This window comes from Streptomyces sp. NPDC096040, from assembly GCF_040303265.1.
In the GTDB taxonomy this organism is placed as follows: domain Bacteria; phylum Actinomycetota; class Actinomycetes; order Streptomycetales; family Streptomycetaceae; genus Streptomyces.
Map to the genome: position 1 here is coordinate 1 of NZ_JBEOTA010000025.1, position 14,429 is coordinate 14,429.

At 71.1% G+C, this 14,429-nt stretch carries 12 protein-coding genes; 5 read left to right on the forward strand and 7 right to left on the reverse strand.

The window, feature by feature from the left end; translation table 11 throughout:
- Positions 1-101: 101 nt before the first annotated feature.
- Entirely contained in the window at positions 102-860 is a 759-nt protein-coding gene (locus tag ABTY98_RS30025; protein ID WP_352224189.1) for a class I SAM-dependent methyltransferase, read from the reverse strand.
- Between the two features lie 5 nt (positions 861-865).
- Entirely contained in the window at positions 866-1,171 is a 306-nt protein-coding gene (locus ABTY98_RS30030; RefSeq protein ID WP_352224190.1) for a 4a-hydroxytetrahydrobiopterin dehydratase, read from the reverse strand.
- Between the two features lie 168 nt (positions 1,172-1,339).
- Here ABTY98_RS30030 and ABTY98_RS30035 point away from each other — a divergent pair, with 168 nt between their 5' ends.
- The 5 genes from ABTY98_RS30035 to narJ all read left to right on the forward strand — a co-directional run bounded on the left by ABTY98_RS30035 (position 1,340) and on the right by narJ (position 6,605).
- Positions 1,340-2,170: a helix-turn-helix domain-containing protein gene (locus ABTY98_RS30035; protein WP_352224191.1), complete on the forward strand. Its 831-nt coding sequence runs from the start codon at positions 1,340-1,342 to the stop codon at positions 2,168-2,170.
- A gap of 86 nt (positions 2,171-2,256) precedes the next feature.
- Positions 2,257-3,120 carry a Sco1979 family transcriptional regulator gene (locus tag ABTY98_RS30040; protein ID WP_352224192.1) on the forward strand — a complete coding sequence of 288 codons (864 nt, stop codon included), beginning with the start codon at positions 2,257-2,259 and terminating at the stop codon, positions 3,118-3,120.
- A gap of 141 nt (positions 3,121-3,261) precedes the next feature.
- On the forward strand, positions 3,262-4,920 hold the full coding sequence (locus tag ABTY98_RS30045) for an IS1182 family transposase (RefSeq protein WP_352224193.1): 1,659 nt from the start codon (positions 3,262-3,264) through the stop codon (positions 4,918-4,920).
- A 50-nt stretch (positions 4,921-4,970) separates the two neighbouring features.
- A complete protein-coding gene (locus tag ABTY98_RS30050) occupies positions 4,971-5,786 on the forward strand; it encodes an SAM-dependent methyltransferase (protein WP_352224194.1) in 816 nt (271 codons plus the stop codon).
- Between the two features lie 324 nt (positions 5,787-6,110).
- Positions 6,111-6,605: a nitrate reductase molybdenum cofactor assembly chaperone gene (gene narJ / locus ABTY98_RS30055; RefSeq protein ID WP_352224195.1), complete on the forward strand. Its 495-nt coding sequence runs from the start codon at positions 6,111-6,113 to the stop codon at positions 6,603-6,605.
- Between the two features lie 33 nt (positions 6,606-6,638).
- On the opposite strand, the gene dnaK is transcribed toward narJ, so the two are convergent.
- The 5 genes from dnaK to ABTY98_RS30080 form a co-directional block, all read right to left on the reverse strand.
- Positions 6,639-8,489: a molecular chaperone DnaK gene (gene dnaK / locus ABTY98_RS30060; protein ID WP_352224196.1), complete on the reverse strand. Its 1,851-nt coding sequence runs from the start codon at positions 8,487-8,489 to the stop codon at positions 6,639-6,641.
- Between the two features lie 136 nt (positions 8,490-8,625).
- A complete protein-coding gene (locus ABTY98_RS30065) occupies positions 8,626-9,051 on the reverse strand; it encodes an OsmC family peroxiredoxin (protein ID WP_352224197.1) in 426 nt (141 codons plus the stop codon).
- A gap of 69 nt (positions 9,052-9,120) precedes the next feature.
- Positions 9,121-10,932 carry a vWA domain-containing protein gene (locus tag ABTY98_RS30070; protein ID WP_352224198.1) on the reverse strand — a complete coding sequence of 604 codons (1,812 nt, stop codon included), beginning with the start codon at positions 10,930-10,932 and terminating at the stop codon, positions 9,121-9,123.
- The gene (locus tag ABTY98_RS30075) at positions 10,929-11,990 is read right to left on the reverse strand and encodes an ATP-binding protein (protein WP_352224199.1); all 1,062 of its coding nucleotides are present in this window, start codon (positions 11,988-11,990) and stop codon (positions 10,929-10,931) included. Before ABTY98_RS30075 ends, ABTY98_RS30070 begins: the two co-directional genes overlap by 4 nt.
- Before the next feature lie 358 nt (positions 11,991-12,348).
- Positions 12,349-14,370 carry an alkaline phosphatase family protein gene (locus ABTY98_RS30080; RefSeq protein WP_352224303.1) on the reverse strand — a complete coding sequence of 674 codons (2,022 nt, stop codon included), beginning with the start codon at positions 14,368-14,370 and terminating at the stop codon, positions 12,349-12,351.
- Positions 14,371-14,429 lie beyond the last annotated feature (59 nt).

A 14,429-nucleotide genomic window follows, 5' to 3' on the forward strand; every position in this document is an offset into this window, starting at 1 on the left:
CCCGCGCCGCCCTCGTCCTGCTCCAGATCGAGCACGGACGCACCACCTGAAACGAAGATCACGAACCGTCACGAGAGGTTACCGAGAAGGGTTCACTGACTTCAGCCGTCCGCCGGTTTCCTGAACGCGCGGACGCGGAAGCGGGGGTCGGGGCGGTGGCGGTCCTGGTCGGGCAGGGCTGCCAGTTGGTCGGCGAACCGCTCGACGCGGGGGTCGCCGGGCCGTAGCACCGTGAAGCAGCCGCGCCGCAGGTCGGCGATGGTGGAACGGGGGGTGCGGCCCTGGCCGTGGCCGAGGAAGGCGGCCTGTCCGGCGGGAGACAGTCCGCTGTCCGAGGCGTGAGCCGCGACGACGGCGGCCTCGTCCGGGGCCGGACGGCGCGGGCGCGATGCGAGGACCGCGTCGATGTCGCTGCCGACGTCGTGCGCGGCGGCCTTGTCGACGGTGGTGACGTACACCCCGCCGGGCCGCAGCACCCGTGCGCACTCGGCGACGATGGCGCGGACCTCGGCGGTGTCCGCTATGAGATGGAGCAGCCAGACGGTGGTCACCGCGTCGAACGTGGCGTCAGGGAAGGGGAGTTGACAGCTGTCGGCCAGCAGGACCGATCCCGGCAGCCGGGCCGCCGCCAGCCGCGCCATGCCGTGGGCGCGGTCCGCGCCGGTCACCTGGAGCGCGGGGCGGGCGGCGGCGAGGCGGCGGGTGACGATGCCGGTGCCGCAGGCGAGGTCGAGGAGACGGCCAGGGCGGTCGGGACGGCTGGGGATCAGGCCGAGGACGGCGTCGGCGGCCGCCTCGGCGCGCGCTTCGCCGCCGCGCGTCGCGTCGTAGGCCCCGGCTTCCTTGTCGTAGTCGAGCACATGGCTCAGTGTGCGCCGTGGCCTGGGGCGATGTCCTCCACCCTGCGGGCGAGTTCGAAGTCCAGGCCGGTGACGGCGCCGCCCACACTGTGGGTGTTCACGGTGAGGGTGACCGTGTGGTAGCCGAGGGTGAGGTCGGAGTGGTGGTCGAGCTCGTCCTGGATCCGGGCGATGTGCACGACGAGTGCGGCGGCGGCGAAGTGCGAGTCGAGACGGTAGACGCGGGCGATCCGGTCGCCGTCCAGCGACCAGCCCGGCAGCTCGGCCAGCCGGTCCTCGATCTCCTGCTGCGCCAGCGGTTCGACGGCCATGGTGCGGCTTCCTTCCGTGGGGTGCCCGGGGGTATACGTGTGCTCAGCCTGCCATGACCAGGACTTCCGGGCGCGTTCGCACGGCGGTGCCGGTTCCACGTGTCCTGCACCCTCGACAGAGCCTCCTCGGCCCGGTCCCCCGCGCGCTCCTCGGTTACGGTCGTCGGTATGACCCTCGTCGCGTCTCGCCCCGCCTCCTCGCCCGCCCCCGACGGCAAGGGTGTCGGCCCGCTGCTGCGCGCCTGGCGGGAGATGCGGCGGGTCAGCCAGCTGGAGCTGGCACTGCGTGCCGACTCCTCGGCCCGGCACATCAGCTTCATCGAGACGGGCCGCTCGCGGCCCAGCGAGGAGATGGTGCTGCGACTGTCCGAGCACCTGGACGTGCCGGTCCGGGAGCGCAACGCGCTGCTGCTGGCGGCCGGTTACGCCCCGCACTACCCGGAGACCCCGCTGGACGACCCGGCGCTGGAGGCCCTGCGTGACGGCATGGAGCGGCTGATCCAGGGCTACGAGCCGTATCCGGCGCTGGTCGTGGACGCCATGTACACGGTGGTCGCCGCCAACCGGGGCATCACGATGCTGCTGGAGGGCGTACCGGAGTCGCTGCTCACGCCCGCGCCGAACGCGATGCGGCTGACCCTGCATCCGGAGGGTCTGGCACCGCGCATCCGCAATCTGCGGGAGTGGCGCGGGCATCTGCTGGAGCAGATGGAACGGCAGATCGCGCTCCACCGCTCGGACGCGCTGCGGGAGTTGTACGAGGAGGTCGCCGGCTATCCGGCCCCGGCGGGCGTGGCGGACGACGGACAACCCGCCGAACCCGTGGCCTACTTCGCGCTGCCGATGCGGATCGAGCACCAGGGGCGGGTGCTGTCGTTCGTGTCGTCGATCTCGACGTTCAACACTCCGATGGATGTGACGGTCGCCGAGCTGGCCATCGAGACGTTCCTGCCGGCGGACCCGGCGACGGCCAAGTTCCTGCACTCACTGGCAAGTTGACGTAAGAGGTTGCCTCGACCAGGTGTGCGAGACGGCATCGCGTGACACACTGCTCCCCGTACTTGTGCACGTAGGGGAGGCGTGGCGTGAGTGAGCGGCGTGCTGCGCCCACCGTGGGGCAGGTCGTGCTCGGCAAGCGGCTGCAGGAGCTGCGGGAGGCCTCGGGCCTCGGCCGGGACGAGGCGGCGCGGGTGTTGCGGGTCGCGCAGGCGACCGTACGGCGGATGGAGATGGCCGAGGTCGCGCTGAAGATCCCGTACGTCCAGGTGCTGCTGGAGACGTACGGGGTGCCCGAGGAGGAGCAGGCCGCGTTCGTGCGGCTGGCCGAGGAGGCCAACCAGCCGGGCTGGTGGCAGCGGTTCCACGATGTGCTGCCGGACTGGTTCAGTCTGTACGTGAGCCTGGAGGGCGCGGCCCGGGTCGTCCGCTCCTACGAACCGCACTTCTTCCCCGGCCTGTTGCAGACCGAGGCGTATGCGCGGGCCGTGCTGGAGGCCGGGACGATAGGGCACAGCGACCCCTCGGCCGTGGAACGGCATGTGTCCCTGCGCATGACCCGGCAGCGGCTGCTGGAGCAGGACGATCCACCCCATCTGTGGGTGATCATGGACGAGACGGTGCTGCGGCGCCCGGTCAGCATCCACTCCGAGGTGATGCGCGACCAGGTCGACAAGCTGCTCGCCTTCGTCGAACGGGATCGGATCACACTCCAGGTCGCCGAGTTCGCGAGCGGCCCGCACCCGGGGACGTACGCGCCGTTCACGCTGTTCCGGTTCGCCGAGCCCGAGCTGCCCGACATGGTCTTCACCGAGTATCTGACCGGCGCCCTCTACCTGGACTCCCGCGACGAGGTCGGCGCCCATCTGGAGGTCCTGGACCATATGACGGCCCGGGCCGCCTCGGCGCAGCGGACCGAGGAACTGCTGCGGGAGTACCGCGACAACCTCTGAGCTTGACTCTGTCGGTGATCTTGGAGTTTCCCGGTGGAACGGAGTGATCAGCGGGCATGCTCGGGGCTGTTCCGCAGGCCGACGCAGTTTCCGAGGTGTCCGTTGTCGCTCCGTCCTCGTTCCGGTGAGCAAGTCCCGTCTTTGACCGCGCAGATCGCGCGGGCGAGCAACCCGGGCGGCACGACGGCGATGTGGGTGAGAGACCGCCTCGACGGGCTGTGGTGCGACGAGGACTTCGCCGACTGGTACCCACGCGACGGCCGTCCCGGTCTCTCGCCCGCCCAGCTGGCCACCGTCTGTGTGCTGCAGTTCGTGCTCGGTCTGTCGGATCGTCAGGCGGCAGAGGCGGTGCGCTGCCGCATCGATTTCAAGTACGCCATGGCCTTGGAGCTGGACGATCCCGGCTTCCACCACAGTGTGCTGGCCGACTTCCGCGACCGTCTCGCCGAGGGCGACCGCGCCGACCGTCTTCTCGACCTCGCGCTCGCGCGCCTGAAGGAGGCCGGACTCGTCCGCGAGCGCACCACGCAGCGCACCGACTCCACCCACGTCCTGGCCGCGGTACGCGACCTGACCCGGCTGGAACTGGTCACCGAGGCCGTCCGCGCCGCGCTGGAAGAAGCCGCCCGCGCGGCCGGGCACCTTCTGATCGATCTGGTCGACGAGGAGTGGGGGCGCCGCTACGGCCGTCCAGTCCGCCTGGGCAAGAACCCCACCCGGCCCAAGACCAGGATCCTCGCCGCCGGCGACGACGCCTGTCGGCTGCTGGAACGCCTCCACCGGCACAAACCGGGCTACCGGCCAGGCCCGCAGGCCGAGGCCCTGCGGCAGATCGTCGTGCAGAACTACTACCGCGACGCGGCAGGCCGCCTGCGCTGGCGCACCGCCGACGACGGCGGGCTGCCGCCCTCCTCCTCGGCGGTCGTCTCTCCCTACGACACCTCGGCGCGCTACGTCCGGCACGGGCACATCATCAGATGGAAGGGGTTCGCCGCGCATGTCACCGAGACGTGCGCCTCCGACAGCGTCAACGTGATCACGGACGTGGCCACCACCTCGGCCGCCACGAACGACGGCCAGGCTCTGCCCGGCATCCACATCCGCTTGGCGCGTCGCGGACTGCTGCCCGCCGAGCACCTGGTCGACGGCGGCTACACCTCCCTCGTCCACCTGGAACGAGCCCAGCGCGAACACCAGATCACCGTCAGCGGCCCGCTGCCGGGCAACCCCACCCGCCAGCACCGCAAGAACGAGGGCTTCGACCGGGACGACTTCCACATCGACTTCGACCGCCGGCAGGTCACCTGTCCCCAGGGCCAGGTCAGCGCGGGCTGGCACGGCCCCTACCCGACGTCCTCGCCCACCGCGGCTCCGCTGATCGTGGCCCGGTTCACCAAGGGCCAGTGCCGCCCCTGCCCGGTCCGCACCCGGTGCACCACCACCGCCGACAGCGCCCGGACCGTGGGCTTTCCCCCACGAGAACTCCGAGACCTGCAACTCCGCGTCCGCGCCGAGCAGCAGACCCCCGACTGGAAGACCCGCTACGCGGTCCGCTCTGGAGTCGAGGGCACCATCAACGAGTTCGCCCACGGCCACGGCATGCGCCACTGCCGCTACCGTGGACAGCCGAAAACCCATCTGCAACACGTGTTCACGGCCATCGCCGTGAACATCGAGCGCCTCAGCGGCCTGCCACCGACTGAGGAAACTCCCTCACCACGGCCACCGACCGCCTTCCAGACCTTCCTGGACCAGCACGGCATCCCCCGGTCGAAGTCCTGGCGGACGCTGGGCAGTTGACCTCGACCGCTCCAAGATCACCGACAGAGTCAAGCTGAGGAGCAGAGACCGTGACCGCACCCGAGCCCGCGCCCACCGCCATCGACACCAGCCGGCCGCATCCGGCGCGGGTGTACGACTGGTGGCTGGGCGGCAAGGACAACTACCCGGTCGACGAGGAACTCGCCCGGAAGATCCTCGCCGTGGACGGCACGGTGCTGCGCGGGGCGCGCGCCAACCGCCGGTTCATGCAGCGTGCCGTGCGTGCCGTCGCCGAGTCCGGGACCCGCCAGTTCCTGGACATCGGCACCGGCATCCCCACGGAACCGAATCTGCACCAGGTGGCGCAGGGTGTCGCACCGGAGTCGAGGGTGGTGTACGCGGACAACGACCCGATCGTGCTGCGCCACGCCGAGGCCCTGCTGCGCGGCACGCCGGAGGGCAGCACCGCGTACGTCCACGCCGACGTCCGCGACCCCGACACCCTGCTGGCCCAGGCCGCCGAGACCCTGGACTTCGGGCGGCCGGTCGCCCTGTCGCTGGTGGCGCTGACCCACTACCTCGACGACGACCCGGACGGCGACGACGTCCACGGTCTGCTGAAGAGGTACGTCGAGGCGCTCGCCCCGGGCAGTCATCTGATCCTCTCCCAGGTCACACCGGACCTCAGCCCCGCGCCCGTGGAGCAGGCGGCCGCGCACTTCCGGCGCAGCGGGACGCCCTTCCACCCGCGCCCGCTGACCGGCTTCCACCGCTTCTTCGACGGCCTGGAACTGCTCGGCCCCGGGGTGATCCCGGTCTCCGGCTGGCGTCCGGACCCGGAGGACGTGGCCCTCCAGCAGGAGGGCATCGTGCCGGTGTACGGAGCTGTCGCCCGCAAGGCCTGAGCCGTTCGGGTGCTCCGGACCGGCGACGCGTCCGGATCTCCTGGACGGGGACCCGGCCGCACGGTTCGGCCGGGTGACCCGTTCGGATCGCCTGGACAGGTGCGTTCCCGCGGCCGCCCCTAGCGTCGAAGCGAAGGGGGAGGTGAGCAAGGGAGCGCAGGTGACCGACAAGCAGACACCCCCCGGGGAGCCCGGCGCGGACATACGCGGTACGCCGGCCTGCGGAGCCGGCCCTCCCTCGGGGGTGCGGCCTCGACCACGACGGCTGCCCCTGCATGGGCGGCGACGTACCGCCGCCACCACGGACGAGGCCAAGGAGGCCTGATGCCCACGGACGCGGTGTTCTACCAGGCGGCGGCGCTCTGCCTCACCTACCCGGACGACGACTTCATCGCCCGGCTGCCGCTGCTGCGCGAAGCCGCCCCGCAACTGAGGGAGTTCACCGACCACGCGGCGGTGACCCCACCGCGGGAGCTGGCCGCGCACTATGTGCAGGTCTTCGACGTCGATAACCGCAGGCGTCTGTATCTCAGTTGGTGGCAGGACGGCGACACCCCCCGCCAGGGCACGTCCCTGGTCCGCTTCAAGGACGTCTACAAGGCGTACGGCATCGAGTTCACCGGCGAGGAACTGCCGGACTTTCTGCCCGCCGTGCTGGAGTTCACGGCACGCACCGGCAACACGGACCTGCTCACCGAGCACCGTGACTGTCTGGCACAACTCCGCCGCAGGCTGACCGCCTTCGGCACGCCCTACGCCTGCGTCCTGGAGGCGGTCTGCGCGGCTCTGCCGCCCGCGCCCACCGGAGCGCGCCCATGACATCCTCCTGCGGGGCCCCTGCCCCGCATCGCCTCACCCGGTCGCGCCCCGCTCGTCGTCCACGATCTCCGCGTCCACCACTCCCTCTTCGTCGGCCTCGGGCGGGCGCTGCTCTTCGGTCGTCGAGCCGCCGGAGGCACCCGCGTACATGGCCTGACCCATCCGCTGACTGACGCTTGCCAGTTTCTCGACGCCCTGCCGTAGCTCCGCGGTGTCGGCGTTCCGTTCCAGCAGCGCCTTCAGTTCGGTGATCGCCGACTCCACGTCGGTCTTCGTGTCGCCCGGCACCCGCTCCTCGTTGTCCCGGATGAACTTCTCGGTCTGGTAGACCAGTTGCTCTGCCTGGTTGCGGGTCTCGGCGGCCTCGCGGCGTTTGCGGTCCTCCTCGGCGTACTGCTCGGCCTCCCGCATCATGCGGTCGATGTCGTCCTTGGCGAGGGCGGAGCCGCCGGTCACGGTCATCTTCTGCTCACGGCCGGTCGCCAGGTCCTTCGCCGAGACGTGCATGATCCCGTTCGCGTCGATGTCGAAGGCGACCTCGATCTGCGGTACGCCGCGCGGTGCCGGCGGCAGGCCGGTGAGGTCGAAGACGCCGAGCTTCTTGTTGTAGGCGGCGATCTCCCGTTCGCCCTGGTAGACCTGGATGCCGACCGAGGGCTGGTTGTCGGCGGCGGTCGTGAAGATCTCCGCACGCCGGGTCGGGATCGTGGTGTTGCGCTCGATCAGCTTGGTCATGATGCCGCCCTTGGTCTCGATGCCCAGGGACAGCGGGGTGACGTCGAGGAGCAGGACGTCCTTGACGTCGCCGCGGATGACGCCCGCCTGGAGGGCCGCGCCGACCGCGACCACCTCGTCCGGGTTGACGCCCTTGTGTGGGTCCTTGCCGGTGAGTTCCTTGACCAGGTCGGTGACGGCGGGCATCCGGGTCGAGCCGCCGACCAGGATCACATGGTCGATCGCGGACAGCTCCACGCCCGCGTCCTTGACGGCCTGGTGGAAGGGCTTCTTGCAGCGGTCGAGCAAGTCCGCGGTCAGCTCCTGGAACTGAGCCCGCGTCAGCTTCTCGTCCAGATGCAGCGGGCCCTCGGCGGAGGCCGTGATGTACGGCAGATTGATCGAGGTCTCCGTGGACGAGGACAGCTCGATCTTCGCCTTCTCGGCTCCCTCGCGGAGCCGTTGCAGGGCCATCCTGTCGTTGCCGAGATCGATGCCGTACTGCCCCTTGAAGCGTTTGACCAGGTGCTCGACGATCCGCTGGTCCCAGTCGTCGCCGCCCAGGTGCGTGTCGCCGTTGGTGGCCTTCACCTCGATCACACCGTCGCCGATCTCCAGCAGGGAGACGTCGAAGGTGCCGCCGCCGAGGTCGAAGACGAGGACCGTCTGCTCCTCGCCCCGGTCGAGGCCGTAGGCGAGCGCCGCGGCTGTCGGCTCGTTGATGATCCGCAGCACCTTCAGGCCGGCGATCTCCCCGGCCTCCTTGGTGGCCTGCCGCTGGGAGTCGTCGAAATAGGCGGGTACGGTGATCACCGCGTCGGTGACGTCCTCGCCGAGGTAGGCCTCGGCATCCCGCTTCAGCTTCTGCAGCACCCGCGCCGACAGCTCCTGGGCCCGGTACCGCGTGCCGTCGACGCTCCCGCTCTCGGGGAACCGCCAGGCCCCGTCGCCCATGTGCCGCTTCACCGAGCGCGCGGTGCGGTCCACGTTGGTCACCGCCTGCCGCTTGGCGACCTCGCCGACCAGCACATCGCCGTTCTTCGCGAAGGCCACCACCGAGGGGGTGGTGCGCGCCCCCTCGGCGTTGGCCACGACGGTGGGCTCACCGCCCTCCAGCACGGCCACCACCGAGTTCGTCGTACCGAGGTCGATTCCGACCGCCCGTGCCATGTCCGTCCCCTTCCGCCCGGCCACTTCCCCGACTCCAGCACAAAACTTGAGCGGGCCGTTGTCAATGCCGGGTACCCCGTAAACGACGATGCCGCGCCCCCTTGACGGGGACGCGGCATCCGAAGGGCCACGACGGTCAGGCGAGCTTCGCGTCCAGGGTGATGGTGGTGCCGGCCAGGGCCTGGCTGACCGGGCAGTTCTTCTTGGCGTCCTCGGCGGCGGCGGCGAAGCCGGCCTCGTCCAGGCCGGGCACCGTGCCCTCGACGGTCAGGTGGATCCCGGTGATGCCCTCGCCCGGCTGGAAGGTGACGTCGGCGTTGGTCACCAGCTTGGTGGGCGGGGTGCCGGCCCCGGCCAGGGCGTGCGAGAGGGCCATGGAGAAGCAGCTGGAGTGGGCACCGGCGATCAGCTCCTCCGGGCTGGTCTTGCCGTTCGCCTCCTGGGAACGCGAGGCCCACGTGACCGGCTGCTCGCCGATACCGGAGGAGTCGAAGGTGATGACACCGTTGCCCTCGAGGAGGTTGCCTTCCCAAACGGTGTGTGCGGTGCGCGTGGTGGCCACGGTTGTTCCTTTCGGCGTACGGGGGCGAGTGAACCGGTTTCGCTGCCTCCCATCCGATCACATCCTTGCTCACCGCACGCGGAAGACCGGCCCACGGGGAGTGAACGGCAGGCGACGGCCGTCGGGGACGAGGTACGCGTGCTCCCGCCGCACCCGCAGGACGTCGCACCAGCCGTCGGTGATCACCAGGACCGGTGCGTTCGGCGGAAAGTCGTCCGCGCGGTGCAACAGGTCGATACCGGGCTGGAGGACGGTACCGCCGCGGCCGTGCACCCGGACCCGCCCGGCGATCTCGGTCGTCGGCAGGTACCCGGCGTCGTGCGGGGCGGCGTCGCAGAACACGACACGGGCGGCCGGTACGTCACGGGCCTCGGCGTAGGAGGCGATCGCGCCGAGGGCCTTGCCGAGCAGGGTGCGGTCCATGGAGCCGGAGGTGTCCAGGACCACGCCGAAGGTGCAGCGGGCGACCTCCTCGGGCGGGAAGTACCGGCCGGCGCGCGGGATGTCCGGGGTGGACGACTGGCGGCGGGAGGGCCGGGCGTACGACCGTACGGCTTCCGGACGGGGCACGAACTCGTCGAACCAGCGGGCGAGTCGGGCGTCCCAGGGCAGCGGTGGATGGCTGAGCGCGCGGATCTCCTCGACCAGGCCGCCGGGCAGGAAACCGCGGCCCTGCGCCTGGTGCAGGTCGAGGCCCTGGCCAAGGCCCCGGCGGTAGAACTCGTCGAGGTCGGCACAGGCACCGGGCGGCCCGATCGGCGCGCCCAGGACATCGCCGCGCCCCTTGCCGCGCAGGGTGGCGAGGCGCCGCATCCGGCGCAGGTCGACGGCGATCCGGTCGTACACCTCCTCCGCCGACAGGTCTTTCAGCTCCGGGTCGTGCAGCAGCCCTTCGGGCATGGTGCCGACCTGCATCTCGACCAGCCAGCCATTGATGACGTAGTCGCAGGCGATGTTGAAGAGGTAGGGGTCGCGGCCGCCGAGGCGGTCGCCGTGGCGCAGGGCGGCGTGCAGCATCTCGTGGGCGAGGACGAACCGCCATTCCTCGCCGTCCAGGGTGCGCAGCGGGTTGACGTAGATCTCGCCCGCCTCGGGGTTGACGGCGGCGATGGCGATGTCGTGGGCACGGGCCAGTTCGGCGTCGGCGACCAGCTTGATCCCGGCCGCGATACCGCCGAGCAGCGGATAGGAGGAGACGAACCAGCTCAGCGCCTGTTCCCAGGGGCGCAGCGGAGTCGGCGGCCCGGTCATGGAGGTGCGGCGGCCGCCGGCCAGGTCCATCGCCCGGGACATGGTGCGGGTCAGCGCGTGCGCGAACCCGACCTGCCAGTCGGGGACTTGGCCCGCCCACTCGTTCCAGGAGAGGAGGAGCTGGTCGGGTTCGCCACCACTGGTGCCACCGCGCTCATAGGCGGCCGGGACACTGCCGACGCGGCGCCAGCCGGCGGCGAGGCGGTCCTCGTCACCCTCCGGGTAGGACGCCGGCAGATGGTCCGGTGCCTCGCCGACCGGGAAGGTCCGCAGGAAGCGGTTGACGACGGTGCAGCGGGCGGCGAGGTCGTAACGGTCCGGCTGCGTGCGCGGTCCGGTGGCGGCAGGCAGGTGACCGAAGCCCAGATGGATGGTGCAGTGCGCCAACGCCCAGGCCCACTCGGCGGGTTCGGCGCGCCGGGTGGCGTGGGCGTGCAGCACACCGTCGGAGTCGGCCCGGACGAGGCCTTCGTGGGGCGCCAGTTCGCAGTTCTCGTGCCGGCAGATGGTGAACTCGACCGCGCGCAGGGCAGGGTTGGCGCGCAGCAGCTCGACCCCGGCCGCGAAGTTCTCCGCGGCGGGGTCCTTCTTCTGTTCCTTCTTCTGTTCCTTGCGGCCGCCACGGCTCATCGTCGGGCCTCCACCAGCCGGGGCATGTCCCGGGCGGCCTCGATCAGGAACCAGGCGGGCAGCACGGGGTTGCCGTCGGTGTCGGAGGCGATGACGGTCTGGGCGACCTCGACGGAGATCTCGGCGAGCTGCACCAGCAGCGACTTGGCGCGGTACGCGGTCTGCCGGCCGTTCGCCGACATGTGCTCCTTGTCGACGGGCAGTTCCTTGACCAGCCGTCCCCGGAACGACTCGGCCAGGTAGTAGAGCAGGTCGCGGTCCTCGATCCGGTGCGGCCAGCCGGCGTCGCCCTTGAGGATCGCCTCGATCCCGAACCGGCTGCGCACGATCTTGACGTATCCGCAGAAGGCGGTGGCGTGGGGCGGGGTGAGCGTGCCGTGCGCGAGGACCTTCAGGGTCTCCTCGTCGAGGTCGCGCCCGAAGGAGTGCAGGGCGTCGGAGAGCATGTGCCAGGAGCGCGGGGTGGAGAACGGTTCCTCGGTCTTCGGCGGCTTGGACCACAGATGGTCGGGCCGGTCGGTGAGGTGGTCCAGGATCCACGGGTGGACGCCGTTGCCCGCGGCCCAGGCGAGCCAGTCGTTCGAGGAGGCCTCCAGGTGGACGTGGGCGAGCCGGTTGACGAGCGCGGAGGCGATGGGCCGGGCGAGGGCGTTGTCGGTGGCCCGGTTGCCGGCGCCGATGACGATCGATCCCTTCGGCAGCTCGTAGTTGCCGATCCGGCGGTCGAGAATCAGCGAGTAGAACGCCTTCTGCACATCCGGGGTGGCCGCGTTCAGCTCGTCCAGGAAGAGACAGTACGGCTCGTCCCGGGCGATCACCTCGGGCGGGCAGAACACCGACCGCCCGTCACGGATCTGCGGGACGCCGATCAGGTCCTCGGGCGCGAGCTGCGTACCGAGCAGACTCACACAGTCCAGCCCCAGAGATTCGGCGAACTCCCGCACCAGGGAGGACTTCCCGATACCGGGAGCGCCCCAGAGGAAGACCGGCCGGACGGTGGCGAGGCCGAGGAGGAGTTCGGGGAGACGGGCGGGGGTGACGGTGACGGCTGCCTGCAAAGGGTGGGCTCCTGAGGAGTGTTCGAGGAGGTGACGATTACCTCCGACCCGAACAGTGTGTGCCGGGAGCCGGGCGGACGCAGCCGATTTTTCACGGGTCGGCCTGAGTCGCCCCTCCAGGGGCGCGGGGCGGCGTCCATATGCGGTTTCGCTGCGTGGGCAGTTCCGCCGCGTGAGCGCAGCCACCGCGTGGGCGCAGCCACCGCGTGGGCGCAGCCACCGCGTGAGGCAGCCACCGCGGGAGCGGAACCACCGCGGGAGCGGCACCACCGCGGGAGCGGCACCACCGCGGGAGCGGCACCACCGCGTGGGCGGCACCACCGCGTGTGCACGTCCACCCACACCGTCCCGCAGCCCCCTACGCGGCCTGCCCCTCCTCCGCGGTCCTCTCCGCCTGCCCCGCAGACAACGGAACCTGCGGACCGTCGGCCTCTCGAAGCCACCGCCGCAGCACCCCGTGGACGGCCTCTGCCCCCACAAGGTCCTCGCCCTCCTCCACCGCTGCCGAAACGCACACCGGCGACAACAGGAACGGTCTCCCCTGAGCGCCCCCCAATCCCCCGTGCGACCCGATCTGCTCCTCGAACGCGAGGACCTCGCCGCCCTCCGGGTCGTACGACGAATTCACCATGATGTCCGCGGTGTGCGGGAACGAGTGCGTCCGCCGGACGGCGTCCGCCGCACCCGCGCCGAAGACGGCCAGCGGACCCGGATGCCCGTCGAGCCGGTCGAGGGGTATCTCCGCGCCGTACGCACCGAGCACGACCCCGCCGTGCTTTTCGCTGCGCACCAGCAGAAACCCGATGCCGGGGTGGTTGGCGAGGGTGGTGAGCAGTGCGGGGTACCGGGCGTCGATCTCCTCCTTGGTCATGCGGTGCGGCACCTCCGGGAAGGAGACCAGGCCGAGGTTGCCGGAGGCGAGGACGACCGGTTCCGAGTGCCGGGTGAGCCGGTGCTTCTCGCCGGCTTCCTCCACCGGTCTGCGCAGGGCCGCGCGGACGGCGGCGCGGGCCTCGGTGCCACTGTGAGTACGCTCGGCGCGACGCGGCACGTGCAGTCCGCAGCCGGCCCGGACCAGGTCGCCGAGGGTGAGGCCGTAGCGGCTGTGGAAGGTCTCGCCGGGGCTCTGCCCGTGGTCGGAGAGGACGACGATCCGGTACTGCCGCGGAGCGTGCTCGGCGACCTTCTCGATCAGCGCGAGGGCACGGTCGAGGCGTTGCAGCACCTTCTCGACGTCGCGGCTGTGCGGCCCGGAGTGGTGGGCGACCTCGTCGTAGGCGACGAGGTCGGCGTAGACGGCGGTGCGGCCGGCGAGCAGGTCGCCCATGACCGCGGCGACGACGACGTCCCGTTCGACGACGGTGGCGAAGGCGCGGACGAAGGGGTAGAGGCCGCCGCGTTTGACGCGTGGCCGCTGCTTGCGCATCCGGGCCGCCGTCGACTGGCCGATCTCGCGGCCGACCTCGGCGAAGAAGGAGAGGGCGGTGCGGACGGCGTTGGCCGGGTCGGAGAAGTAGGCGAAGTAGCCGGCGCGGGAACGGTTCTCCCGGCCTCGGCGGCGGGTCGCTATGGACAGCACGAGGGCCTGCTCGTCGGCGCCGCCACTGAAGAGGTTGCCGCGGCTGGCGCCGTCCAGGGTGAGCAGTCCCCCGTCGGCGGTGCGCTCGACGGCACGGCGCTGGAGTTCGGCGGCGCTGGTCGGCCGGTTGCAGACCATCACCTCCCGGCTGTCCTTCTCGTACCAGCGGAAGGCCGGGACGTCGAAGTTCGAGCCGTGCAGGATGCCGAGCTGGCTTGCGCCGGTCTGACTGGACCAGTCGGTGCGCCAGGGGTTGAGCCGGTGGGTGGTGTCCAGCCAGGCGGCGACCGTCGGCATCAGGCCCTTGGCGACGGCTGCGGTGAGGACGTCATGGCCGACGCCGTCGAGCTGGAGGAAGACGGTGCCGGGGGTGGCCGAGCAGGGCGGGTGGGAAAGGCGGCGGCGGGTGGCGAGGCGGGAGAGCCGGCGCCGGTAGGCGTCGTCGTCACGGACGGCGAGGGCACCGCCGGTGGCGGAGGCGACGGCGGACATCACGGCGGCCACGATCACGGCGGTCTCCGGGGCGGCCTCGCTCTGCCCGGAGGGGTTGATGCGCAGGGCGACGAGGAGGAGGGAGCCGTTGAGGAAGAAGACGAGCAGGCCGAGGACGAGTGCGGGCACGAGCAGCAGCAGTCGTACCAGCAGGGGCCATACGACGGCCGACAGCACACCGAAGGCGCCGGCGCCCAGGGCCGCGGTCATGGCGATCCGGGTGGCGCTGTCACCGTCGGCGGACTGGAGCTGGAAGTCGGGCAGGATTCCGGCGAGCACCAGCATGGTGACGGTGGACACCGCCCACACCACGACGCTCCGTCCGACCTGACTGACGACCCGCCGCCACCGCACGCCCCACCGACCTC